Below are 24,502 nucleotides of genomic sequence, written 5' to 3' on the forward strand. Positions count from 1 at the left end.
GATGATGAAAAACAGTGAACTGGAACGCCTGATTAACGAAAAACTTAATACCGCCTCCTTTAGCGACTATGGCCCGAATGGCCTGCAGGTCGAAGGGCGCGAAACGGTGCAGAAAATCATCACCGGCGTGACGGCAAGCCAGGCGCTGCTGGATGAGGCGGTGCGTCAGGAAGCCGACGCGGTGATTGTCCATCACGGTTACTTCTGGAAAAACGAATCGCCGATTATCCGCGGCATGAAGCGCAACCGCCTCAAAACGCTGCTGTCGAATGATATCAACCTGTACGGTTACCATTTGCCGCTGGATGCGCATCCTGAACTGGGAAATAACGTTCAGCTGGCGCAACTGTTGGGGATTACCGTGATGGGTGAAATCGAGCCGCTGGTGCCGTGGGGCGAACTGTCGATGCCGGTACCGGGGCTGGAGCTGGCATCGTGGATCGAAGCGCGGCTGGGGCGTCGTCCGCTGTGGTGCGGAGATACCGGGCCGGATACCGTGAAGCGCGTGGCGTGGTGCACCGGCGGCGGCCAGGGCTTTATCGACAGCGCCGCGCGCTTTGGTGTTGATGCGTTTATTACCGGCGAAGTCTCCGAGCAGACGGTTCACTCTGCCCGCGAGCAGGGGCTGCATTTTTACGCGGCAGGCCACCACGCTACCGAGCGCGGCGGTATTCGCGCCCTCACCGAGTGGCTGACGGAAAATACCGATCTGGATGTGACCTTTATTGATATCCCTAATCCGGCCTGATGAGAGGTAGTTAAGTGCAGCGAGCGCGTTGTTATCTTCTGGGTGAAACCGCGGTAGTTCTGGAGCTTGAGCCTCCCGTGACGCTTGCCACGCAAAAGCGTATCTGGCGCCTGGCTCAGCGACTGCCCGAGCTACCCGGCGTGGTTGAAGCTATTCCGGGTATGAATAATATCACCGTGGTGCTGCGCGATCCGCACACCGGGGCGCTGGATGCCATTGAGCGTCTGCAGCGCTGGTGGGAAGAGAGCGAGGCGCTGGAGCCAGAATCGCGGGCGATTGAGATCCCGGTTGTCTATGGCGGCAAAGGTGGCCCTGACCTTGGCGTGGTGGCCGAACACTGTGGATTAACAGCAAAGCAGGTTGTGGAGCTGCACAGCTCGGTGGATTACGTCGTCTGGTTTCTGGGTTTTCAGCCGGGCTTTCCGTATCTGGGCGGATTATCTCCCCGGCTGCATACCCCGCGTCGGGCTGAGCCGCGCCTGAGCGTTCCCGCAGGAACGGTGGCGATTGGCGGTGAACAAACCGGAATTTATCCGCTTACTTCACCGGGCGGCTGGCAGCTTATCGGGCACACATCCACGCCGTTATTTGAACCCGGCCATGACGCGCCAATACTCCTGCGTCCGGGTGATACCCTGCGCTTTATCCCGCAGAAGGAGGGGGTATGTTAACGCTTATTCGCGCGGGGCTTTATACCTCCGTTCAGGATGCCGGACGCTTTGGCATGCGCCAGTCCGGCGTGAGCTACTGCGGTGCGCTCGATCGTCCTTCGCTGGAGATTGCCAACCTGCTGGTAGGCAACGCGGGCAGCACGGCGGCGTTAGAAATTACGCTGGGTCAGTGCGTTATTGAATTTGGTGAGGAGACCTGGTTCGCCTTAACCGGCGCGGGCTGTGACGCGACGCTGGACGGCAAAGCGGTGTGGACCGGCTGGCGATTGCGGGCGAAAGCCGGGCAGCGTCTGACGCTTAAGCGTCCTCTGCACGGCGTGCGCAGCTATCTTGCCGTGGCGGGGGGCATCGACGTGCCGGAGGTGTTGGGGTCGTCCAGCACCGACCAGAAAGCGGGAATGGGCGGCCATGAAGGACGGCTGCTGCGCGACGGCGATCGTCTTGCGATTAAGCCATCAGCGCGCCATTTCACCACCACGCAGGGCGTGAAGCAGCTGCTCTGGGGGAACGTGATCCGCGCCTTGCCGGGACCGGAATATCAGGAGTTTGATGAAGCCTCGAAAGAGTCTTTCTGGCGTTCGCCGTGGAAAATCAGCCCGCAGAGTAACCGTATGGGTTACCGGCTTCAGGGGCAGCCGCTGACCCGCACGACTGACCGGGAGCTGCTTTCCCACGGGCTGCTGCCGGGGGTTATTCAGGTGCCGGGCAACGGGCAGCCCATCGTACTGATGAACGACGCGCAAACTACCGGCGGCTATCCGCGTATTGCCTGCATTATTGAAGCGGATCGCTACCATCTGGCGCAAATCCCCCTCGGTCAGCCGATTCATTTCGTGCAGTGTACGCTGGAGGATGCGCTAAAGGCGCGGCAGGATCGGCAGCGCTATCTCGAACAGCTGGCGTGGAGGCTTGATGCTAAAGATTGATTTAAACGCCGATCTGGGGGAGGGCAGCAGCGCCGATGCGGAACTGATGACCCTGGTCTCCTCGGTCAACATCGCCTGCGGTTTTCACGCGGGCGATGCGCAAACCATGCTGGAGAGCGTGCGTAATGCCATTAAAAACGGCGTGGCGATTGGCGCTCACCCGAGCTTCCCGGACCGGGACAACTTTGGCCGTACGGCGATGGATCTGCCCCCTGAGACGGTCTACGCTCAGGTGCTCTACCAGATCGGCGCGCTGGAGGCGATAGTGCGCGCTGAGCATGGCGTGCTGCGTCACGTCAAACCGCACGGCATGCTCTATAACCAGGCAGCGAAAGATCCGGCGCTGGCGGAGGCGATTGCCCGCGCGGTGCGGGACTGCAATCCGCAGCTGATTCTGGTTGGCCTGGCGGGTAGCGAGCTTATTCGTGCCGGAGAACGGCTGGGGCTGACGACGCGGCAGGAAGTCTTTGCCGATCGGGGATACATGCCGGACGGCAGCCTGGTGCCGCGCACGCAGGCCGGTGCGCTGATCACTGACGAAAATAAAGCGCTGGCGCAGACGCTGGCGATGGTGCGCTTCGGGCGGGTGACCGCCGTGGATGGAACATCCGCAAATGTTCAGGCCGATACGGTGTGTTTACACGGCGACGGGGAGCATGCGCTCCAGTTTGCGCGACGCCTGCGGGCGGCGTTCTCTGAAGAGGGCATTCTCGTCAGCGCAGATTGATTATAAAAGGACAATGACATGCCTGAAGGTCCGGAGATCCGCCGCGCGGCGGATAGCCTGGAGGCGGCGATAAAGGGCAAACCCCTGACCGATGTCTGGTTTGCCTTTCCTCAACTTAAGCCGTTTGAAACAGAGCTGGTGGGACAGACGGTGACCCATATTGAAACGCGCGGCAAAGCGTTGCTCACGCATTTTTCCCATAACCTGACGTTATATAGCCATAACCAGCTCTACGGTGTGTGGCGCGTCGTCGATGCGGACGAGCAGCCGCAAACGACGCGCGTGCTGCGCGTCCGGTTACAAACGGCGGATAAGGCGATCCTGCTCTACAGTGCCTCTGATATCGAAATGTTAACGCCGGAGCAGCTGCTGACGCATCCGTTCTTACAGCGCGTCGGGCCGGATGTGCTGGACATGCGCCTGACGGCGAGCGATGTGAAGGCCCGACTGTTATCGCCCAAATTCCGCAACCGCCAGTTTTCCGGATTGTTGCTCGATCAGGCTTTTCTTGCGGGATTAGGCAACTATCTGCGGGTGGAAATCCTTTGGCAAGTGGGGCTGGCGCCGCAGCGCAAGGCCTCTCAGCTTAGCGAGGAACAGCTGGACGCGCTGTCGCACGCGCTGCTGGACATTCCGCGGCTGTCGTACAACACGCGCGGCCTGGTGGATGAGAACAAACATCATGGGGCACTGTTCCGCTTTAAGGTATTCCATCGGGCGGGGAAAAAGTGCGAGCGTTGTGGTGGGTTGATTGAGAAGGCTACGATCTCTTCCAGACCGTTTTACTGGTGCCCTCGGTGCCAGATGTAAAAAAGCCGGGTGGCGGAGGTAAAAGCAAAACGGCAACGAAAGTTGCCGTTTTTAATGTTTTCACCCTCTCCCTGTGGGGGAGGGCATCAGGCCGCACCCAACGTTTTTTAGCGCTTCAGGTCAGACTTAAAATCACGCTGCTCGTAGCCGGTGTACAGCTGACGAGGACGAGCGATTTTCATGCCTTCGCTGTGCATTTCGTTCCAGTGCGCAATCCAGCCCACGGTACGCGCCATGGCGAAGATCACGGTGAACATGGAAGACGGAATGCCCATCGCTTTCAGAATAATGCCAGAGTAGAAATCGACGTTCGGGTAGAGTTTCTTCTCGATGAAGTACGGGTCGTTCAGCGCGATGTGTTCCAGCTCCATCGCCACTTCCAGCAGATCGTCTTTGGTGCCCAGCTCTTTCAGCACTTCGTGGCAGGTCTCACGCATAACGGTTGCGCGCGGGTCGTAGTTTTTGTAAACACGATGACCGAAGCCCATCAGGCGGAAGGAGTCATTCTTGTCTTTCGCACGACGCACGAACTCTGGAATGTGCTCAACGGTGCTGATCTCTTCCAGCATCTTCAGCGCCGCTTCGTTCGCGCCGCCGTGCGCCGGTCCCCACAGGGAGGCGATGCCCGCAGCGATACAGGCGAACGGGTTCGCGCCTGAAGAGCCTGCGGTACGGACAGTAGAGGTAGAGGCGTTCTGCTCGTGGTCAGCGTGCAGGATCAAAATACGGTCCATCGCGCGTTCCAGCACCGGATTTACTTCATACTCTTCGCACGGCGTGGAGAACATCATGCGCAGGAAGTTGCCGGCGTAGGAGAGGTCGTTACGTGGGTACACAAACGGCTGGCCGATGGAGTATTTGTAGCACATCGCCGCCATGGTCGGCATTTTGGACAGCAGGCGGAACGCCGCGATATCACGGTGACGCGGGTTATTCACGTCAAGTGAGTCGTGGTAGAACGCCGCCAGCGCACCGGTAATCCCGCACATCACCGCCATTGGGTGAGAGTCACGACGGAACGCATGGAACAGACGGGTAATCTGCTCATGGATCATGGTGTGACGGGTGACGGTGGTTTTGAATTCATCGTACTGTGCCTGCGTCGGCTTTTCGCCGTTCAGCAGGATGTAGCACACTTCCAGGTAGTTGGATTCGGTGGCTAACTGATCGATGGGGAAGCCGCGATGGAGCAGGATACCTTCGTCACCGTCAATGTAGGTGATTTTGGATTCGCAAGATGCGGTAGAGGTAAATCCAGGGTCAAAGGTAAATACTCCTTTGGAACCCAGCGTACGGATATCAATAACATCCTGACCGAGCGTGCCTTTTAGCACATCCAGTTCAATAGCATCATCACCATTTAGGGTGAGTTTTGCCTTTGTATCAGCCATTTACGGTCTCCTTAGCGCCTTATGCTTAAGACTGCTTTTACCGGATTTGCCTTCAGCTGTTAATCACCGTTACCAGATTGTTATTTGGCTTACCGCTCAGCTCACGAGGAGTAACCAGGGTACAGAGCTATGGCGCCTTGCAGGTAAACGAATGAAATATCAGTGAAACAACAGCAAATCAGCGTTTTTGCAGTCCGAATTATTCAAACCTGTATATCACTAATAACTGTCCTGATAACTTCGGTCAATACCATCACACTGTTACATAACTATTTGTCAGGTGAAAGAGAGACCTCATAACTTTTGCGCATTATATGCCTTTTCTGATGACGTTTGTAACAATATTGTTTAACATTTGTCAAATCAGATGATTAAAAATTAAAAAGATGTTGTTATCGTGACCCTGATCACTGTTCCAGAGAAAACCCAACAAACTGTATGTAGGTTAATTGTAATGATTTTGTGAACGGCCTATACTGCCGCCAGGTCTCCGGAACACCCTGCAATCCCGAGCCACCCAGCGTTGTAACGTGTCGTTTTAGCATTTGGAAGCAATGTTTTGCATGACGCGCAGTTATAGAAAAGGAACGCTGCTTGACCCGCATCGCAGTCCGGAGGAAGGAAACAATAAGAACAGCATGTGGGCGTTATTCATGATAAGAAATGTGAAAAAACAAAGACCTGTCAATCTGGATCTCAAAACGATCCGGTTCCCCGTAACAGCAATAGCGTCCATTCTGCACCGTGTTTCTGGTGTGATTACGTTTGTGGCGGTCGGTATTTTGCTGTGGTTACTGGGCACCAGCCTCTCTTCCCCTGAAGGATTCCTCCAGGCCTCGGCCATCATGAATAGCTTCTTCGTGAAATTTATCATGTGGGGCATTCTCACCGCGCTGGCCTATCACGTTGTTGGCGGCGTACGCCACATGCTGATGGACTTTGGCTATCTGGAAGAGACGTTCGAGGCCGGGAAACGTACCGCGAACATTTCATTTGTGATCACTGTCGTGCTTTCACTTCTCGCAGGAGTTCTCGTATGGTAAGCAACGCCTCCGCATTAGGACGCAACGGCGTACATGACTTCATTCTGGTCCGCGCTACCGCCATCGTCCTCACGCTTTACATCATCTATATGATCGGTTTCTTCGCGACCAGCGGCACGCTGACGTGGGAAATCTGGAGTGGTTTCTTCGGATCGGCCTTCACCAAAGTGTTCACCCTGCTGGCCCTGTTCTCCATCCTTATCCATGCCTGGATCGGCATGTGGCAGGTGTTGACCGATTACGTTAAACCGCTGGCGATTCGCCTTCCGCTGCAACTGATTATTGTTGTTGCGCTGCTGGTTTACGTCATTTATGGATTTGTTGTGGTGTGGGGTGTGTAATGAAACTGCCAGTCAGAGAATTTGATGCTGTTGTGATTGGTGCGGGTGGCGCAGGTATGCGCGCCGCACTGCAAATTTCCCAGAGCGGCCAGACCTGTGCGCTGCTCTCTAAAGTATTCCCGACCCGTTCCCACACTGTGTCCGCGCAGGGCGGTATTACCGTTGCGCTGGGTAACTCCCATGAAGATAACTGGGAATGGCACATGTACGACACGGTAAAAGGTTCCGATTACATCGGCGACCAGGATGCCATCGAATATATGTGTAAAACCGGCCCGGAAGCGATTCTGGAGCTGGATCACATGGGTCTGCCGTTCTCCCGTCTGGAAAATGGCACCATCTATCAGCGTCCGTTTGGCGGCCAGTCGAAAAACTTCGGCGGCGAGCAGGCGGCACGCACCGCGGCGGCGGCTGACCGTACTGGTCACGCGCTGCTGCACACCCTGTATCAGCAGAACCTGAAAAACCATACCACCATCTTCTCCGAGTGGTATGCGCTGGATCTGGTGAAAAACGCCGATGGCGCAATTGTTGGCTGTACCGCGCTGTGCATCGAAACCGGTGAAGTGGTTTACTTCAAAGCCCGCGCGACCGTGCTGGCGACCGGCGGTGCAGGCCGTATTTACCAATCCACCACCAACGCCCACATCAACACCGGTGACGGCGTCGGTATGGCTATTCGCGCCGGCGTACCGGTGCAGGACATGGAGATGTGGCAGTTCCACCCAACCGGTATCGCCGGTGCGGGCGTGCTGGTCACCGAAGGCTGCCGCGGTGAAGGTGGCTACCTGCTGAACAAACACGGCGAGCGCTTCATGGAGCGTTATGCCCCGAATGCGAAAGACCTGGCGGGTCGTGACGTGGTGGCGCGTTCCATCATGATCGAAATCCGTGAAGGCCGCGGCTGCGATGGCCCATGGGGTCCACACGCGAAGCTGAAGCTCGACCATCTGGGTAAAGAAGTGCTGGAATCCCGTCTGCCGGGCATCCTGGAACTGTCCCGTACCTTCGCGCACGTCGATCCGGTGAAAGAGCCGATCCCGGTTATCCCAACCTGCCACTATATGATGGGCGGTATTCCGACCAAAGTGACCGGTCAGGCGCTGACCGTGAACGAGCAGGGCGAAGACGTGGTCATTCCTGGCCTGTTCGCGGTAGGCGAAATCGCCTGCGTATCCGTACACGGCGCCAACCGTCTGGGCGGCAACTCGCTGCTGGACCTGGTGGTATTTGGTCGTGCGGTGGGTCTGCATCTGCAGGAGTCCATTGCCGAGCAGGGCGCGCTGCGTGATGCAACCGACGACGAAATCGACGCCTCTCTTGAACGCCTCAACCGCTGGAACGGTAACCGTAACGGCGAAGATCCGGTGGAAATTCGTAAAGCGCTGCAGGAGTGCATGCAGCACAACTTCTCGGTATTCCGCGAAGGCGATGCGATGGCCAAAGGCCTTGAGCAGTTGAAGGCGATCCGCGAGCGTCTGAAAAATGCCCGTCTGGACGACACCTCCAGCGAGTTCAACACCCAGCGCGTTGAGTGCCTGGAGCTGGATAACCTGATGGAAACCGCATTCGCAACCGCCATGTCGGCAAACTTCCGTACCGAAAGCCGTGGCGCCCATAGCCGCTTCGACTTCCCGGATCGTGACGATGAAAACTGGCTGTGCCATTCCCTGTATCTGCCAGAGTCGGAAACCATGACGCGTCGTAACGTCAACATGGAACCGAAACTGCGTCCGGCGTTCCCGCCGAAGATTCGTACTTACTAATGCGGAGACAGGATAATGAAACTCGAATTCTCAGTTTATCGTTATAACCCGGATGTTGATGACGCTCCGCGCATGCAGGACTACACCCTCGAAGCGGAAGAAGGTCGTGACATGATGCTGCTGGATGCCTTAATCCAGCTGAAAGAGAAAGATCCTACGCTGTCGTTCCGCCGCTCCTGCCGTGAAGGGGTATGTGGCTCTGACGGTGTGAACATGAACGGCAAAAACGGCCTGGCCTGCATCACGCCAATTTCAGCGCTGCAGCGTCCTGGTCAAAAAATTGTTATCCGTCCTCTGCCAGGCCTGCCGGTCGTGCGTGATTTGGTGGTAGACATGGGGCAATTCTATGCACAATATGAGAAGATTAAGCCTTACTTATTGAATAATGGGCAAAATCCACCCGCTCGTGAGCACTTACAGTCTCCTGAGCAGCGTGAAAAACTCGATGGTCTGTACGAGTGTATTCTCTGCGCATGCTGTTCAACGTCCTGCCCGTCGTTCTGGTGGAACCCGGACAAGTTTATCGGCCCTGCGGGTCTGCTGGCTGCCTATCGCTTCCTGATCGACAGCCGCGACACCGAAACCGACAGCCGTCTGGAAGGATTAAGTGACGCTTTCAGCGTATTCCGCTGCCATAGCATCATGAACTGCGTCAGTGTGTGTCCGAAGGGGCTGAACCCGACGCGCGCCATCGGCCATATTAAGTCGATGCTGCTGCAGCGCAGTGCGTAAGTAGTGAGAGGGGAGCGCTGTTCCTCTCACCCTAACCCTCTCCCAAAGGGAGAGGGAATAAATTGCAGAAACCTTTAAAAACTGCCCTGAAGTCTAGACAGTTTCTAAAGGTTCCTTCGCGGGCCAAATGAAAAGAGCTCGCAGGTGAACCCCGGCACGTACACGCGGTGTGCGTGGTAGTTTCTACGGCGAAAGTAAGCATAAAAATGCTTAAGGGATCACGATGCAGAACGGCGCAATGAAAGCCTGGCTGGACTCTTCTTACCTCTCTGGTGCCAACCAGAGCTGGATAGAACAGCTCTATGAAGACTTCTTAACCGATCCTGACTCAGTGGACGCAAACTGGCGTTCCATGTTCCAGCAGTTGCCTGGTACAGGGGTCAAACCGGATCAATTCCATTCCAAAACACGTGATTATTTCCGTCGTCTGGCGAAGGATGCCTCACGTTACTCTTCTGCGATTTCCGACCCTGACACCAATGCGAAGCAGGTTAAAGTCCTGCAGCTTATCAACGCTTATCGCTTCCGCGGTCACCAGCATGCGAATCTCGATCCGCTGGGACTGTGGCAGCAGGAACGTGTGGCCGATCTCGATCCGGCGTATCACGATCTGACCGAGGCCGATTTCCAGGAAAGCTTTAACGTAGGTTCCTTTGCCATCGGCAAAGACACGATGAAGCTGGGCGATCTGATTGACGCGCTCAAGCAAACCTACTGCGGCTCCATCGGCGCGGAATATATGCACATTACCTCTACCGAAGAGAAACGCTGGATCCAGCAGCGCATCGAATCCGTAGCGGGCCACGCGACCTTCTCGGCCGACGAGAAGAAACGCTTCCTCAGTGAACTGACCGCAGCGGAAGGGCTTGAGCGCTATCTGGGCGCGAAGTTCCCGGGCGCAAAACGCTTCTCGCTGGAAGGCGGCGACGCGCTGGTGCCGATGCTGAAAGAGCTGATTCGCCACGCAGGCAAGAGCGGCACCCGTGAAGTGGTGCTCGGCATGGCGCACCGTGGTCGTCTGAACGTGCTGGTCAACGTGCTGGGTAAAAAACCGCAGGACCTGTTCGACGAATTCGCGGGAAAACATAAAGAACACCTCGGCACCGGCGACGTGAAGTACCACATGGGCTTCTCGTCAGATATCGAAACCGAAGGCGGTCTGGTTCACCTGGCGCTGGCGTTTAACCCGTCACACCTGGAAATCGTCAGCCCGGTGGTTATCGGTTCCGTGCGCGCGCGTCTGGATCGTCTGGACGAGCCGAGCAGCAATAAAGTGCTGCCAATCACCATCCACGGTGATGCGGCGGTCACAGGGCAGGGCGTGGTTCAGGAAACCCTGAACATGTCGAAAGCGCGTGGTTATGAAGTGGGCGGTACCGTTCGCATCGTGATCAACAATCAGGTGGGCTTCACCACCTCTAACCCGCTGGATGCCCGTTCTACCCCGTACTGCACCGACATCGGTAAGATGGTCCAGGCGCCGATCTTCCACGTTAATGCGGATGACCCGGAAGCCGTGGCTTTCGTGACCCGTCTGGCGCTGGACTTCCGTAATACCTTTAAGCGCGATGTGTTCATTGACCTCTTCTGCTACCGCCGTCACGGCCACAACGAAGCGGATGAGCCAAGTGCAACCCAGCCGCTGATGTACCAGAAAATCAAAAAACACCCGACCCCGCGCAAAATCTATGCTGACAAGCTGGAAAGCGACAAGGTGGCGACGCTGGAAGATGCGACCGAAATGGTCAACCTCTACCGCGACGCGCTGGACGCGGGTGAATGCGTGGTGAAAGAGCTGCGTCCGATGAACATGCACTCCTTTACCTGGTCGCCGTACCTCAACCACGAGTGGGATGAGAGCTACCCGAACAAGGTTGAGATGAAGCGCCTGCAGGAGCTGGCTAAACGCATCAGCACCGTGCCGGACGCTATCGAGATGCAGTCTCGCGTGGCGAAAATCTACGCCGACCGTCAGTCCATGGCGGCAGGCGAGAAGCTGTTCGACTGGGGCGGGGCGGAAACGCTGGCCTACGCAACGCTGGTTGACGAAGGGATCCCTGTTCGTCTGTCCGGTGAAGATGCGGGCCGTGGGACCTTCTTCCACCGTCACGCAGTGGTTCACAACCAGTCTAACGGTTCAACCTACACTCCGCTGCAGCACGTGCATAACGGTCAGGGCCAGTTCAAGGTCTGGGACTCCGTGCTGTCTGAAGAAGCGGTCCTGGCATTCGAATACGGCTACGCCACGGCGGAACCGCGCACCCTGACCATCTGGGAAGCGCAGTTCGGTGACTTCGCCAACGGTGCGCAGGTCGTTATCGACCAGTTCATCTCCTCCGGCGAGCAGAAGTGGGGCCGCATGTGTGGCCTGGTGATGCTCCTGCCGCACGGTTATGAAGGCCAGGGTCCGGAGCACTCCTCCGCGCGTCTGGAACGTTATCTGCAGCTCTGCGCCGAGCAGAACATGCAGGTCTGCGTGCCGTCCACCCCGGCTCAGGTGTACCACATGCTGCGTCGTCAGGCGCTGCGCGGTATGCGCCGTCCGCTGGTGGTGATGTCGCCGAAATCCCTGCTGCGTCATCCGCTGGCGGTCTCCAGCCTGGAAGAGCTGGCGAACGGTACCTTCCTGCCGGCCATCGGTGAAATTGACGAGCTGGATCCGCAGGCCGTTAAGCGTGTCGTAATGTGTTCTGGTAAGGTTTATTACGACCTGCTGGAACAGCGCCGCAAGAACGATCAGAAAGATGTCGCCATCGTGCGTATCGAACAGCTTTATCCGTTCCCGCATCAGGCGATGCAGGAAGTGCTGAAACAGTACGCTCACGTACATGATTTTGTCTGGTGCCAGGAAGAGCCGCTCAACCAGGGCGCATGGTACTGCAGCCAGCATCATTTCCGTGAAGTGATTCCATTTGGGTCAGCCCTGCGCTATGCAGGTCGCCCGGCCTCCGCCTCTCCGGCGGTAGGGTATATGTCCGTTCACCAGAAGCAGCAACAAGATCTGGTCAATGACGCGCTGAACGTCGATTAATTAAAGGATACATAATGAGTAGCGTAGATATTCTTGTTCCCGACCTGCCTGAATCCGTAGCAGATGCGACCGTCGCTACCTGGCACAAAAAACCAGGCGATGCCGTTAAGCGCGATGAAGTGCTGGTAGAAATCGAAACTGACAAAGTGGTACTGGAAGTACCGGCTTCGGCGGATGGCGTTCTGGACGCGGTGCTGGAAGATGAAGGCACCACCGTCACCTCTCGTCAGATCCTGGGGCGCCTGCGTGAAGGCAACAGCGCGGGCAAAGAGTCCAGCGCGAAGTCTGAAGAGAAAGCTTCTACGCCGGCTCAGCGCCAGCAGGCTTCTCTGGAAGAACAGTCTAACGACGCCCTCAGCCCGGCGATCCGTCGCCTGCTGGCTGAACACAGCCTTGACCCGGCAGCCATCAAAGGCACCGGTGTGGGCGGTCGTCTGACCCGCGAAGACATTGACAAGCACCTGGCGAAAGCGCCTGCTCAGGCAGAAGCGAAAGCCCCTGCGGCAGCTCCGGCAGCTCAGCCTGCGCTGGGTGCCCGCAGCGAAAAACGCGTGCCAATGACCCGCCTGCGCAAGCGCGTGGCCGAGCGTCTGCTGGAAGCGAAAAACTCCACCGCGATGCTGACCACCTTCAACGAAGTGAACATGAAGCCAATCATGGATCTGCGTAAGCAGTACGGTGACGCGTTTGAAAAACGTCACGGTATCCGTCTGGGCTTTATGTCCTTCTACGTGAAGGCGGTGGTTGAAGCGCTGAAACGCTACCCGGAAGTGAACGCGTCTATCGATGGCGATGACGTGGTTTACCACAACTACTTCGACGTCAGCATGGCGGTTTCTACCCCACGCGGCCTGGTGACCCCGGTTCTGCGTGATGTGGATACCCTGGGTATGGCTGACATCGAGAAGAACATTAAAGAGCTGGCCGTGAAAGGCCGCGACGGCAAGCTGACCGTAGACGATCTGACCGGCGGTAACTTCACCATTACCAACGGCGGCGTATTCGGCTCGCTGATGTCTACCCCGATCATTAACCCGCCGCAGAGCGCGATCCTGGGTATGCATGCCATTAAAGATCGCCCGATGGCGGTTGACGGTAAAGTTGAGATCCTGCCGATGATGTACCTGGCGCTCTCTTACGATCACCGCCTGATCGACGGCCGCGAGTCCGTGGGCTTCCTGGTAGCTATTAAAGAGCTGCTGGAAGATCCAACGCGTCTGCTGCTGGACGTCTAGTAACGATTTAGCATCACCTGCCCCGTGGACCGGCACACGCTGCGCCGGTCTACAGGTTTGAAGATAACGATTACCCTGAAGGATGGATAGAACACATGAACTTACATGAATATCAGGCCAAACAGCTGTTTGCCCGGTATGGCTTACCGGCTCCGGTGGGTTATGCCTGTACTACCCCGCGTGAAGCAGAAGAAGCCGCATCTAAAATCGGTTCCGGCCCGTGGGTAGTTAAATGTCAGGTTCACGCTGGTGGCCGTGGTAAAGCGGGCGGTGTGAAGGTTGTTAAGAGCAAAGAAGAGATTCGTGCGTTTGCTGAACATTGGCTCGGCAAGCGTCTGGTGACCTACCAAACAGATGCGAATGGCCAGCCGGTCAACCAGATCCTGGTCGAAGCGGCGACCGACATCGCGAAAGAGCTGTACCTGGGCGCGGTGGTTGACCGTAGCTCCCGTCGCGTGGTGTTCATGGCGTCTACCGAAGGCGGCGTGGAAATTGAAAAAGTGGCGGAAGAGACCCCGCACCTGATCCACAAAGTGGCTATCGATCCGCTGGCGGGTCCAATGCCTTATCAGGGTCGCGAGCTGGCGTTCAAGCTGGGTCTGGAAGGCAAGCTGGTTCAGCAGTTCACCAAGATCTTCATGGGCCTGGCGACTATCTTCCTTGAGCGCGATCTGGCGCTGATCGAGATCAACCCGCTGGTGATCACCACCCAGGGCGACCTGATCTGCCTCGACGGCAAGCTGGGCGCTGACGGCAATGCCCTGTTCCGCCAGCCGGATCTGCGCGAAATGCGCGACCAGTCTCAGGAAGATCCGCGTGAAGCACAGGCTGCTCAGTGGGAGCTGAACTACGTGGCGCTGGATGGCAACATCGGCTGCATGGTTAACGGTGCGGGCCTGGCGATGGGCACCATGGACATCGTTAAGCTGCACGGCGGTGAGCCGGCAAACTTCCTCGACGTGGGCGGTGGCGCAACCAAAGAGCGCGTAACCGAAGCGTTCAAAATCATCCTCTCTGACGACAACGTTAAAGCGGTACTGGTTAACATCTTCGGCGGCATCGTCCGTTGCGACCTGATTGCAGACGGCATCATCGGTGCGGTAGAAGAAGTGGGTGTTAACGTTCCGGTGGTTGTGCGTCTGGAAGGTAACAACGCTGAACTCGGCGCGAAAAAACTGGCTGACAGCGGCCTGAATATTATTGCAGCGAAAAGTCTGACGGATGCAGCTCAGCAGGTTGTTGCCGCAGTGGAGGGGAAATAATGTCAGTTTTAATTAATAAAGATACCAAGGTTATCTGCCAGGGCTTCACCGGTAGCCAGGGGACTTTCCACTCCGAACAGGCGATTGCCTACGGCACGCAGATGGTTGGCGGCGTAACGCCAGGTAAAGGCGGCACCACGCACCTCGGCCTGCCGGTGTTCAACACCGTGCGTGAAGCGGTAGAAGCGACGGGCGCAACCGCGACCGTGATCTACGTTCCGGCACCGTTCTGCAAAGACTCCATTCTGGAAGCGATCGACGCAGGCATCAAGCTGATCATCACTATCACCGAAGGCATCCCGACCCTGGATATGCTGACCGTGAAGGTGAAGCTGGACGAAGCAGGCGTGCGCATGATCGGCCCGAACTGCCCAGGCGTGATCACTCCGGGCGAATGCAAAATCGGCATCATGCCTGGCCACATTCACAAGCCGGGCAAAGTGGGCATCGTTTCCCGTTCCGGTACCCTGACCTATGAAGCGGTTAAGCAGACCACCGACTACGGCTTCGGCCAGTCCACCTGCGTGGGCATCGGCGGTGACCCAATCCCGGGATCTAACTTCATCGACATCCTGAAGCTGTTCCAGGAAGATCCGCAGACCGAAGCGATCGTGATGATCGGTGAGATCGGCGGTAGCGCGGAAGAAGAAGCGGCTGCTTATATCAAAGAACACGTAACCAAGCCTGTTGTCGGCTACATCGCGGGTGTGACTGCGCCGAAAGGCAAGCGTATGGGCCACGCGGGCGCGATCATCGCCGGTGGTAAAGGTACGGCTGATGAGAAGTTTGCTGCGCTGGAAGCCGCAGGCGTGAAGACCGTTCGCAGCCTGGCGGATATCGGCGAAGCACTGAAATCCATCATTAAGTAAGTCCTCTCTGCTCCCCGGATGGGGAGCGATGAAGTATAAAAATGTCCGTTTCGACATGGTTGGCCGCTGTAAAGCGGCCTTTTTTATTGCCTGCGTCTGGCGACGAGAGTGAACTTGTAGTCGTCGGTATTGAACACGTTGCGGCTGTATTCAAACACCCGTCCGTCCTTCAGGAACCCGCGGGAGACTTTTTCCAGGATCGGCTTTGCCGGATCGAGCGACAGCGCGGCGATCGCCTCCTCTGACGGCATGATCGGCATCAGCTCCTGCTCGCTGCGATCGATAACTAGTTTTTTGATCTGCTCAACGTAGTGATATTTCGAATTCTCCATCACTTCCCAGGTGAGGTCGGGAAACATGGCCAGCGGCATCCATGTCTCCTCCAGGTTCACCGGCTTCTGCTTGATGAAACGCACGCGCTTAACGTGCCAGACCTTATCTTCCAAGCCAACCGCTAATGTTGCCGCCAGCCGCGCATCGGCTTTCACCACTTCAAAGATTTTGACATCACTGTGCGTATCGACATGACGATCCGCCAGCTTTTCGTAAAAGCCGGTGAGCTGATAAATATCGTAATTGACGCGCTCCTCTTTTTTTACATAAGAGCCGCTGCCCTGAATACTTTCGATGATCTGCTCATCGGCGAGCAGTTTCAGGGCCTGCCGCACGGTGACGCGGCTGACGCGAAACGCCTCCTGAAGACTGGACTCCGTCGGCAGCGCGTCTCCGGGTTTTAATTCCCCGGCGTTGATTTTCTCGCGGAACGCATCGGCTATCTGCCGGTACATTGGTTTGTTGCCCATTATATCGCGCCTGCTTAATACCTTTTCAGGGAATTATGCATTCAACTGATGATTTGTAAATAATACAATTAAAATACAAATTTGGCTTTTAGTGAAAGTGATCACATAAATGTATTATTAGGTCTGCCAGAATCCTCCCCAGACAATAACTCTGTATAGGTGAGGATCTTTATGAACCTGACGACTCTGACCGATCCGCGTGCTGTTTGCGTTCAGGCGCAGTTTACCCGCCGGGATGAGGCAATCCGTCAGCTTACGGCGCGGCTGGTGGCGCTGGGCAAAATCGCTGATGCCGATGCGTTTCTGGAGGAGGTGTTTCATCGGGAATCGCTTGGGCCGACCGCGCTGGGTGAAGGACTGGCCGTTCCTCACGGTAAATCAGCCGTCGTGAAGGAGGCGGCTTTTGCCGTGGCAACTCTGCGAGAACCGCTTGCATGGGAAGGCGTGGACGGGCCGGAAGAGGTTGAGCTGGTTTTTCTGCTCGCCATTCCGCCAGCAGAAGCGGGTTCGACCCATATTCAGGTGCTGACGGAGCTGACGTCTCGCCTGGCGGATGACGATCTCAGGGCGCGCGTGATGGCTGCTACCACGGCGGAAGACGTGCTTGCTGCGCTTGAAGCTGCCCCTGACACGGAAGAGACAGCCGTCGCGCTGAATGCCCCGACAATCGTCTGTGTGACCGCCTGTCCGGCCGGGATCGCGCATACCTATATGGCCGCAGAGTACCTGGAAAAAGCGGGACGCAAGCTTGGCGTCAACGTGGTGGTCGAAAAGCAGGGGGCGAACGGCATTGAGGGGCGCATCACCGCGCAGCAGCTTCGTGAGGCCAAAGCGTGCATTTTTGCCGCAGAAGTGGCGATCAAAGAGAGCGAGCGTTTTCAGGGGATCCCCGCTATCTCCGTGCCCGTCGCGGAGCCTCTGCGCCATGCTGAAGCGCTGATTGAGCGCGCGCTGGCGCTGCAGCCTGCATCCGATGCGCGTCCTGCGCATGTCGATACCGAAACGAAAAAGAGCGTTAAAACTGAACTCAAGCAGGCACTTCTCAGCGGTATCTCTTTTGCGGTGCCGCTGATCGTCGCTGGCGGTACGGTGCTGGCCGTGTCGGTACTGCTGGCGCAAATCCTGGGTCTGCAGCACCTGTTTGACCAGGAAAACTCGTGGCTGTGGATGTACCGCAAGCTTGGCGGTGGCATGCTCGGCATTCTGATGGTACCTGTTCTGGCGGCCTATACCGCGTATTCGCTGGCGGATAAACCTGCGCTGACGCCGGGCTTTGCGGCCGGTCTTGCTGCCAATATGATCGGCTCCGGTTTTCTTGGCGCTATTGTCGGTGGGCTGATCGCGGGCTATCTGATGCGCTGGGTGAAAAACCACATCCGGCTCAGTAGCCGCTACAACGGCTTTCTGACCTTTTATCTCTATCCGGTGATTGGCGTGCTCGGCGCGGGCAGCCTGATGCTGTTTGTGATTGGCGAACCGGTGGCCTGGCTCAATAACACGCTCACCGTCTGGCTTAACGGTCTCTCCGGCGCGAATGCGCTGCTTCTGGGGGCAATCCTCGGGTTTATGTGCTCATTCGATTTGGGTGGCCCGGTCAACAAAGCCTCTTACGCGTTTTGCCTGGGGGCGATGGCGAACGGCGTTTATGGTCCTTACGCAATCTTTGCCTCCGTCAAAATGGTCTCAGCCTTCACCGTCACGGCGTCGACGATGCTGGCGCCGAAGCTGTTTAAACCGTTTGAAATTGAAACCGGTAAATCAACGTGGCTGCTCGGCCTGGCGGGCATTACCGAAGGGGCGATCCCGATGGCGATTGAAGATCCGCTTCGCGTCATTGGCTCATTTGTGCTCGGCTCCATGGTAACAGGCGCGGCTGTCGGTGCGATGGGAATCGGTTTGTCTACCCCGGGGGCCGGGATTTTCTCTCTCTTTTTACTTCACGATGCCGGGTTGGGCGGTGTGGTTGCGGCGGCGGGCTGGTTTGGCGCGGCGCTGGCGGGGACCGCTGTCTCCACGTTTGTTCTGCTGCTCTGGCGACGTCAGGCGGTAAAAAAGGGCAAGTACCTCACAGAAGACGCCATACCGTAAAAACTCACAAAACAGGAAACGAAGATGAAAGCTGTATCTCGCGTTCATATCACGCCGCATATGCACTGGGACCGTGAGTGGTACTTCACCACTGAAGAGTCGCGCATTCTTCTGGTCAATAATATGGAAGAGATCCTGACCCGTCTGGAGCAGGACGACGAGTATAAATATTACGTCCTTGATGGCCAGACGGCGGTGCTGGAAGATTATTTTGCCGTCGTGCCCGAAAACCGCGCGCGGGTAAAGGCGCTTGTGGAGCGCGGAAAACTGATTATCGGCCCCTGGTATACCCAGACCGATACCACGATTGTCAGCGGCGAGTCGATTGTCCGCAACCTGATGTACGGCATCCGGGACTGTATGGCGTTCGGCGAGCCGATGAAGATCGGCTATCTGCCGGATTCGTTTGGTATGTCCGGCCAGCTTCCGCATATCTATAACGGATTTGGCATTACCCGGACGATGTTCTGGCGCGGCTGCTCGGAACGACACGGGACCGATAAAACCGAATTTCTCTGGCAGAGCCAGGACGGCAGTGAAGTCACGGCGCAGGTGCTGCCGCTGGGCTACGCGATTGGTAAGTACTTACCGGAGGACGAAGCCGGGCTGCGAAAACGGCTCGACAGCTATTTCGACGTTCTGGAAAAGGCCTCCGTGACCAAAGAGATTTTGCTGCCCAACGGTCACGATCAGATGCCGCTGCAGCAGAACATTTTCTCCGTGATGGATAAGCTGCGTGAAATCTATCCGCAGCGTCAATTTGTAATGAGCCGCTTTGAAGAGGTGTTTGACCACATTGAGGCACGCCGCGATGAACTGGCGACCCTGAAAGGGGAGTTTATCGACGGGAAATACATGCGCGTGCACCGGACAATCGGCTCCACGCGCATGGATATCAAAATTGCCCATGCGCGTATTGAAAACAAAATTGTCAACATCCTCGAACCGCTGGCGACGCTTGCATGGACGCTGGGCTTCGATTATCACCACGGCCTGCTGGAGAAGATGTGGAAAGAGATCCTTAAAAACCACGCTCACGACAGCATCGGCTGCTGCTGCAGCGACAAGGTGCATCGTGAGATTGTCTCTCGTTTTGAACTGGCTGAAGACATGGCAGATAACCTGGTGCGTTTCTATATGCGCAAGATTGTCGACAACATGCCGCAAAGCGACGCCGATAAACTGGTGGTGTTCAACCTGATGCCCTGGCCGCGTGAAGAGGTGTTGAACACCACGATTCGACTGCGCGCCAGCCAGTTCCGTCTGTTGGATGATAAAGGCAACGAAATCCCGTATTTCATTCGCAGCGCGCGCGAGCTGGACCCTGGTCTCATTGACCGGCAGATTGTCCATTACGGTAATTATGAGCCGTTTATGGAGTTTGATATTCAGCTCAGCCAGATACTGCCGTCGATGGGCTACCGTACGCTGTTTATCGAGCCAAACGTGGCCGGGAAGGTGATCTCTCCGGTGATAAACACCGAATCCTTGCTCGAAAACGCCTTCTGGCAGATTGATTTAAATAACGACGGTACGCTGCGCCTGCGCGACAAAGAAACCGGGCTGATTTATGACCGGGTGCTGGAAATCGAAGAGAGTTCGGATGATGGCGATGAGTACGACTACTCGCCTTCGCGGGAAGAGTGGAGACTCACTTCAGCGCAGGGCGAGCATCAGGTCGAGGTTATACACGAAGGCTGGCAGAGCAGGGCGGTGATTCGCCATCAGATCGCGGTACCGGCTAATCTGGCCGAACGCGCGGCGCGTCAGCGAAGCGGGTCTCTCGGCGCTGAGGTTGAAATCACGCTTAGCCACCACAGCAGGCGTATTGATGTGGCGGTGCGTCTGGATAATCAGGCTGACGACCACCGCGTCCGCGTGCTGATCCCTACGCCGTTTATGACAGAGGACGTGTTAGCGGATACCCAGTTTGGCACCCTCACTCGTCCGGTGCAGGACGCGGCGATGGAAAACTGGCAGGAGGAGGGGTGGAAAGAAGCGCCGGTTCCCGTCTGGAATTTACTCAACTATGCCGTCCTGCAGGAAAAACGAAACGGGCTTGCGCTGTTCACCGAAGGACTACGCGAGTTTGAAGTAGTAGGCGAGGATAAAAAAGCCTTTGCCCTGACCCTGCTGCGCGGCGTGGGGTTACTCGGCAAAGAAGATTTGCTGTTGCGCCCCGGTAGGCCTTCAGGAATCAAAATGCCTGTTCCTGACTCCCAGGTGCGCGGTTCGTTAAGCTGTCGCTTTAGCCTTTTCAGCTTCAGTGGAACGCCGGAAAACGCGGGCGTCGCGCAGCAGGCTAAATCGTGGTTAACGCCGGTGCAGTGCTATAACAAAATTCCCTGGGACGCGATGAAGCTCAATCGCTCGTCGTTTACCACGCCGGAAAGTTACAGCCTGCTGGCGCTTTCGCCCACGGGATGCGTACTCAGTACGCTCAAAAAGGCTGAAGATCGAGACGAGCTCATTCTTCGTCTGTTCAACCCTTCCGAGTCCAGCGCATGTGACGCGACGTTATCCGTGGATCCGACCGTGAAACGGTGCTGCGAAACGGACATGAATGAACGGATAATAGACAATCGTGAAGAAGAGGGCATCGTCGGGGCGTTCAGACCGGGACAGTCACGAACCTTCAGCATTCTTCTTGCCTGAAAACCGCTGACACGATCAAAAGGCCGCAGAGTTTGCGGCCTTTTTTCATTAAATAGTCACGCTTCGGTGTTAACTTCCAGGATAATAAAAGTAAATTAAATGTAATTTCTAAGGGTTGCAAAAACAGAATGGAAAAATAAACTGGCCCAGCTACGCTTATTGTTTGTCCCGCTTCGACAGGGCATTTTTCTCTCGCGTTAATTAAAATCACTTCTGTTTATATTTTTTTTGGTCTTCGATAACCAATCGCATCTTTGCATGCACATATCATTAACATGGTTTTTACCATTCTCACCGCAGCTAAACATGATTAACATCAAGACTGGTTTTTGATTTAAATCAAAGTTTAATGCTTGGAAAAAGATGCCGAAAAGCGCTAAATTGTCCCCGATCAAAATGGCCGAAAAGTGGTAATTTTGCTATAAATTGATCGCCGTCGAAAAACGTAAATGTGATTCAATAAAAACCTGTTTATTGTAAGGGTTTTGCAGCGTATTATATTTGCGGGATCAATTTGAGTTTTTTATTAACCTATTTGTAACCTGTCGTCATCGTTTTTATCCTTCTCCAGGGTAATAACGACGACCAGGATGCGAATAATTTGTATTGGGGCATGCGTGTGAATCTCTTTCTGACGGGGTTCACTCTCGGAGTCTTCATGCGATGAGCAAGGAGTCATAATGTTAGACGTAGTCGAACTGTCGCGCTTACAGTTTGCCTTGACCGCGATGTACCACTTCCTGTTTGTGCCGCTGACGCTCGGTATGGCGTTCCTGCTGGCAATTATGGAAACGGTTTACGTCCTCTCCGGCAAACAGATTTATAAAGATATGACCAAGTTCTGGGGCAAGTTGTTCGGTATCAACTTCGCGCTGGGCGTGGCAACCGGTTTGACCATGGAGTTCCAGTTCGGGACTAACTGGTCTTACTATTCCCACTATGTAGGGGATATCTTCGGTGCGCCGCTGGCCATTGAAGGCCTGATGGCCTTCTTCCTCGAATCCACCTTTGTAGGTCTGTTCTTCTTCGGTTGGGACCGTCTGGGTAAAGTCCAGCACATGGCCGTAACCTGGCTGGTGGCATTAGGTTCGAACCTGTCCGCGCTGTGGATCCTGGTGGCGAACGGCTGGATGCAGAACCCGATCGCGTCTGACTTCAACTTCGAAACCATGCGTATGGAGATGGTCAGCTTTGCCGAGCTGGTCCTGAACCCGGTTGCTCAGGTTAAATTTGTTCACACCGTGGCATCTGGCTACGTGTGCGGCGCGATGTTCGTGTTGGGTATCAGCTCCTACTATATGCTGCGCGGTCGTGACTTCGCGTTTGCCAAGCGCTCCTTTGCTATCGCTGCAAGCTTCGGTATGGCTGCAATCCTCTCCGTTATCGTTCTGGGTGATGAATCCGGTTACGAAATGGGTGACGTGCAGAAAACCAAACTGGCCGCTATCGAAGCCGAATGGGAAACCCAACCGGCGCCTGCTGCCTTTACGCTGTTCGGTATTCCCGATCAGGACGCGCAGGAAAACCGCTTCGCCATCCAAATTCCTTACGCGCTGGGTATCATCGCAACCCGTTCTGTCGATAAGCAGGTAACGGGTCTGAAGGAGCTGATGGTTCAGCACGAAGAGCGTATCCGTAACGGTATGAAGGCTTACTCGCTGCTGGAACAGCTGCGTGCCGGCTCTACCGATCAGGCCGTTCGCGATCAATTTAACGACGTGAAGAAAGACCTGGGCTACGGTTTGTTGCTGAAACGTTATACCCCGAACGTTTCTGATGCGACGGAAGCACAGATTCAGATGGCGACCAAAGACTCGATTCCACGCGTTGCGCCACTGTACTTCGCATTCCGCATCATGGTGGGCTGCGGCATCATCATGCTGCTGATCATTGCGGCGTCCTTCTGGTCCGTGATTCGTAACCGCATCGGCGAGAAAAAATGGCTGCTGCGCACCGCGCTGTACGGTATTCCACTGCCGTGGATCGCGATTGAATCCGGCTGGTTTGTAGCGGAGTATGGCCGTCAGCCATGGGCGATTGGTGAGGTACTGCCAACGGCGGTAGCGAACTCTTCCCTGACGGCAGGCGACCTGATCTTCTCCATGCTGCTGATCTGTGGTCTGTACACCCTATTCCTGGTGGCTGAACTGTTCCTGATGTTCAAGTTCGCGCGCCTTGGCCCAAGCAGCCTGAAAACCGGTCGCTATCACTACGAGCAGTCCACTGCGACTACTCAGCCGGCACGCTAAGACAGGAGTCATCAAATGATCGATTATGAAGTATTGCGTTTTATCTGGTGGCTGCTGGTTGGCGTTCTGCTGATCGGTTTCGCCGTCACGGATGGTTTCGACATGGGGGTGGGGATGCTCACCCGTTTCCTCGGTCGTAATGACACCGAGCGTCGAATCATGATTAACTCCATCGCCCCTCACTGGGACGGTAACCAGGTGTGGCTGATCACCGCAGGCGGCGCGCTGTTCGCTGCCTGGCCGATGGTCTACGCGGCTGCGTTCTCCGGCTTCTATGTGGCGATGATTCTGGTGCTGGCCTCTTTATTCTTCCGTCCGGTCGGTTTCGACTACCGTTCCAAGATTGAAGATACCCGCTGGCGCAACATGTGGGACTGGGGCATCTTCATTGGTAGCTTCGTTCCACCGCTGGTGATTGGTGTGGCATTCGGTAACCTGCTGCAGGGCGTACCGTTCCACCTCGATGAATACATGCGTCTTTACTACACCGGCAACTTCTTCCAGCTGCTGAATCCGTTTGGCCTGCTGGCCGGTGTGGTGAGCGTGGCGATGATCATCACTCAGGGCGCAACTTACCTGCAGATGCGTACTGTGGGTGAACTGCACCTGCGTTCCCGTGCTACTGCTCAGGTGGCGGCACTGGTGACGCTGGTTTGCTTCGCTCTGGCAGGCGTGTGGGTGGTGTACGGTATTGATGGCTACGTGGTGACGTCTGCGATTAACCACTCGGCACCGTCTAACCCGCTGACCAAAGAAGTGGCGCGTCAGGCTGGTGCATGGCTGGTGAACTTCAACACTACCCCTGTGCTGTGGGCGATCCCGGCTCTGGGCGTGCTGCTGCCGCTGCTGACCGTGCTGACGTCTCGTCTGGAGAAAGGTGCTCTGGCATTCGTGTTCTCTTCACTGACGCTGGCGTGCATCATCCTGACGGCGGGTATTGCCATGTTCCCATTCGTCATGCCATCCAGCACCATGCTGAATGCTAGCCTGACCATGTGGGATGCAACGTCCAGCCATATGACGCTGAACCTGATGACGTATGTTGCTTGCGTGTTCGTTCCGATCGTTCTGGCCTACACCATCTGGTGTTACTGGAAAATGTTCGGTCGTATCACCAAAGAACATATCGAAAGCAACACCCACTCTATGTACTAA

19 protein-coding genes are annotated in these 24,502 nt (G+C 56.1%); 17 read left to right on the forward strand and 2 right to left on the reverse strand.

The genetic code is table 11. The features are described 5' to 3' along the window. The first annotated feature begins 4 nt into the window (after positions 1 to 4). The 5 genes from IM273_RS00135 to nei are packed head-to-tail and all read left to right on the forward strand — an operon-like array spanning position 5 to position 3,882. Positions 5 to 748: a type 2 GTP cyclohydrolase I gene (locus IM273_RS00135; protein WP_193051189.1), complete on the forward strand. Its 744-nt coding sequence runs from the start codon at positions 5 to 7 to the stop codon at positions 746 to 748. Between the two features lie 14 nt (positions 749 to 762). Further along, complete coding sequence (gene pxpB, locus IM273_RS00140; protein ID WP_063942827.1) at positions 763 to 1,419, forward strand: 5-oxoprolinase subunit PxpB; 657 nt, start codon at positions 763 to 765, stop codon at positions 1,417 to 1,419. Continuing rightward, positions 1,413 to 2,345 (forward strand): 5-oxoprolinase subunit PxpC, encoded by a 933-nt coding sequence (gene pxpC / locus IM273_RS00145; RefSeq protein ID WP_193051177.1) that lies wholly within the window; start codon positions 1,413 to 1,415, stop codon positions 2,343 to 2,345. Before pxpB ends, pxpC begins: the two co-directional genes overlap by 7 nt. Beyond that, positions 2,332 to 3,072, forward strand: a complete 741-nt coding sequence (gene pxpA, locus IM273_RS00150) for a 5-oxoprolinase subunit PxpA (protein ID WP_193051179.1) — start codon at positions 2,332 to 2,334, stop codon at positions 3,070 to 3,072. The genes pxpC and pxpA overlap by 14 nt, the downstream gene beginning before the upstream one ends. Before the next feature lie 18 nt (positions 3,073 to 3,090). Then, a complete protein-coding gene (nei, locus tag IM273_RS00155; protein WP_193051181.1) occupies positions 3,091 to 3,882 on the forward strand; it encodes an endonuclease VIII in 792 nt (263 codons plus the stop codon). Between the two features lie 107 nt (positions 3,883 to 3,989). Here nei and IM273_RS00160 read toward each other — a convergent pair whose 3' ends face one another. Then, positions 3,990 to 5,273: a citrate synthase gene (locus IM273_RS00160; RefSeq protein WP_028012378.1), complete on the reverse strand. Its 1,284-nt coding sequence runs from the start codon at positions 5,271 to 5,273 to the stop codon at positions 3,990 to 3,992. A 638-nt stretch (positions 5,274 to 5,911) separates the two neighbouring features. Here IM273_RS00160 and sdhC point away from each other — a divergent pair. The 8 genes from sdhC to sucD all read left to right on the forward strand — a co-directional run bounded on the left by sdhC (position 5,912) and on the right by sucD (position 15,552). Continuing rightward, positions 5,912 to 6,316, forward strand: coding sequence for a succinate dehydrogenase cytochrome b556 subunit (sdhC, locus tag IM273_RS00165; RefSeq protein WP_026080740.1), 405 nt, complete (start codon positions 5,912 to 5,914; stop codon positions 6,314 to 6,316). After that, positions 6,310 to 6,657 (forward strand): succinate dehydrogenase membrane anchor subunit, encoded by a 348-nt coding sequence (gene sdhD / locus IM273_RS00170; protein ID WP_003858621.1) that lies wholly within the window; start codon positions 6,310 to 6,312, stop codon positions 6,655 to 6,657. The genes sdhC and sdhD overlap by 7 nt, the downstream gene beginning before the upstream one ends. Further along, positions 6,657 to 8,423 carry a succinate dehydrogenase flavoprotein subunit gene (sdhA, locus tag IM273_RS00175; protein ID WP_041910764.1) on the forward strand — a complete coding sequence of 589 codons (1,767 nt, stop codon included), beginning with the start codon at positions 6,657 to 6,659 and terminating at the stop codon, positions 8,421 to 8,423. Before sdhD ends, sdhA begins: the two co-directional genes overlap by 1 nt. Positions 8,424 to 8,438: 15 nt before the next feature. Next, positions 8,439 to 9,155 (forward strand): succinate dehydrogenase iron-sulfur subunit SdhB, encoded by a 717-nt coding sequence (sdhB, locus tag IM273_RS00180; RefSeq protein ID WP_008501090.1) that lies wholly within the window; start codon positions 8,439 to 8,441, stop codon positions 9,153 to 9,155. A gap of 223 nt (positions 9,156 to 9,378) precedes the next feature. After that, positions 9,379 to 12,186: a 2-oxoglutarate dehydrogenase E1 component gene (sucA, locus tag IM273_RS00185; RefSeq protein WP_045261080.1), complete on the forward strand. Its 2,808-nt coding sequence runs from the start codon at positions 9,379 to 9,381 to the stop codon at positions 12,184 to 12,186. A gap of 14 nt (positions 12,187 to 12,200) precedes the next feature. Beyond that, positions 12,201 to 13,421, forward strand: coding sequence for a 2-oxoglutarate dehydrogenase complex dihydrolipoyllysine-residue succinyltransferase (gene odhB / locus IM273_RS00190; RefSeq protein ID WP_008501093.1), 1,221 nt, complete (start codon positions 12,201 to 12,203; stop codon positions 13,419 to 13,421). 95 nt (positions 13,422 to 13,516) lie between these two features. Further along, positions 13,517 to 14,683, forward strand: a complete 1,167-nt coding sequence (sucC, locus tag IM273_RS00195; RefSeq protein WP_006809579.1) for an ADP-forming succinate--CoA ligase subunit beta — start codon at positions 13,517 to 13,519, stop codon at positions 14,681 to 14,683. Then, the gene (sucD, locus tag IM273_RS00200) at positions 14,683 to 15,552 is read left to right on the forward strand and encodes a succinate--CoA ligase subunit alpha (protein ID WP_008501094.1); all 870 of its coding nucleotides are present in this window, start codon (positions 14,683 to 14,685) and stop codon (positions 15,550 to 15,552) included. Before sucC ends, sucD begins: the two co-directional genes overlap by 1 nt. Before the next feature lie 83 nt (positions 15,553 to 15,635). Here the strand turns inward: sucD and IM273_RS00205 are convergent, their stop codons facing one another. Continuing rightward, positions 15,636 to 16,355, reverse strand: coding sequence for a GntR family transcriptional regulator (locus IM273_RS00205; protein WP_193051183.1), 720 nt, complete (start codon positions 16,353 to 16,355; stop codon positions 15,636 to 15,638). A gap of 171 nt (positions 16,356 to 16,526) precedes the next feature. Between IM273_RS00205 and mngA the strand changes: the two genes are divergently transcribed. From mngA to cydB, 4 genes are all read left to right on the forward strand, one after another. Beyond that, positions 16,527 to 18,443: a PTS 2-O-a-mannosyl-D-glycerate transporter subunit IIABC gene (gene mngA, locus IM273_RS00210; RefSeq protein WP_069733572.1), complete on the forward strand. Its 1,917-nt coding sequence runs from the start codon at positions 16,527 to 16,529 to the stop codon at positions 18,441 to 18,443. 24 nt (positions 18,444 to 18,467) lie between these two features. Then, on the forward strand, positions 18,468 to 21,098 hold the full coding sequence (gene mngB, locus IM273_RS00215; protein ID WP_193051185.1) for a mannosylglycerate hydrolase: 2,631 nt from the start codon (positions 18,468 to 18,470) through the stop codon (positions 21,096 to 21,098). 680 nt (positions 21,099 to 21,778) lie between these two features. Then, positions 21,779 to 23,347, forward strand: coding sequence for a cytochrome ubiquinol oxidase subunit I (gene cydA / locus IM273_RS00220; protein ID WP_045261075.1), 1,569 nt, complete (start codon positions 21,779 to 21,781; stop codon positions 23,345 to 23,347). A 15-nt stretch (positions 23,348 to 23,362) separates the two neighbouring features. Further along, positions 23,363 to 24,502 (forward strand): cytochrome d ubiquinol oxidase subunit II, encoded by a 1,140-nt coding sequence (cydB, locus tag IM273_RS00225; RefSeq protein ID WP_193051187.1) that lies wholly within the window; start codon positions 23,363 to 23,365, stop codon positions 24,500 to 24,502.

Origin of the sequence: Enterobacter cloacae complex sp. P13B (assembly GCF_014895915.1) — a bacterium.
Taxonomy (GTDB): Bacteria; Pseudomonadota; Gammaproteobacteria; order Enterobacterales; family Enterobacteriaceae; genus Enterobacter; species Enterobacter bugandensis.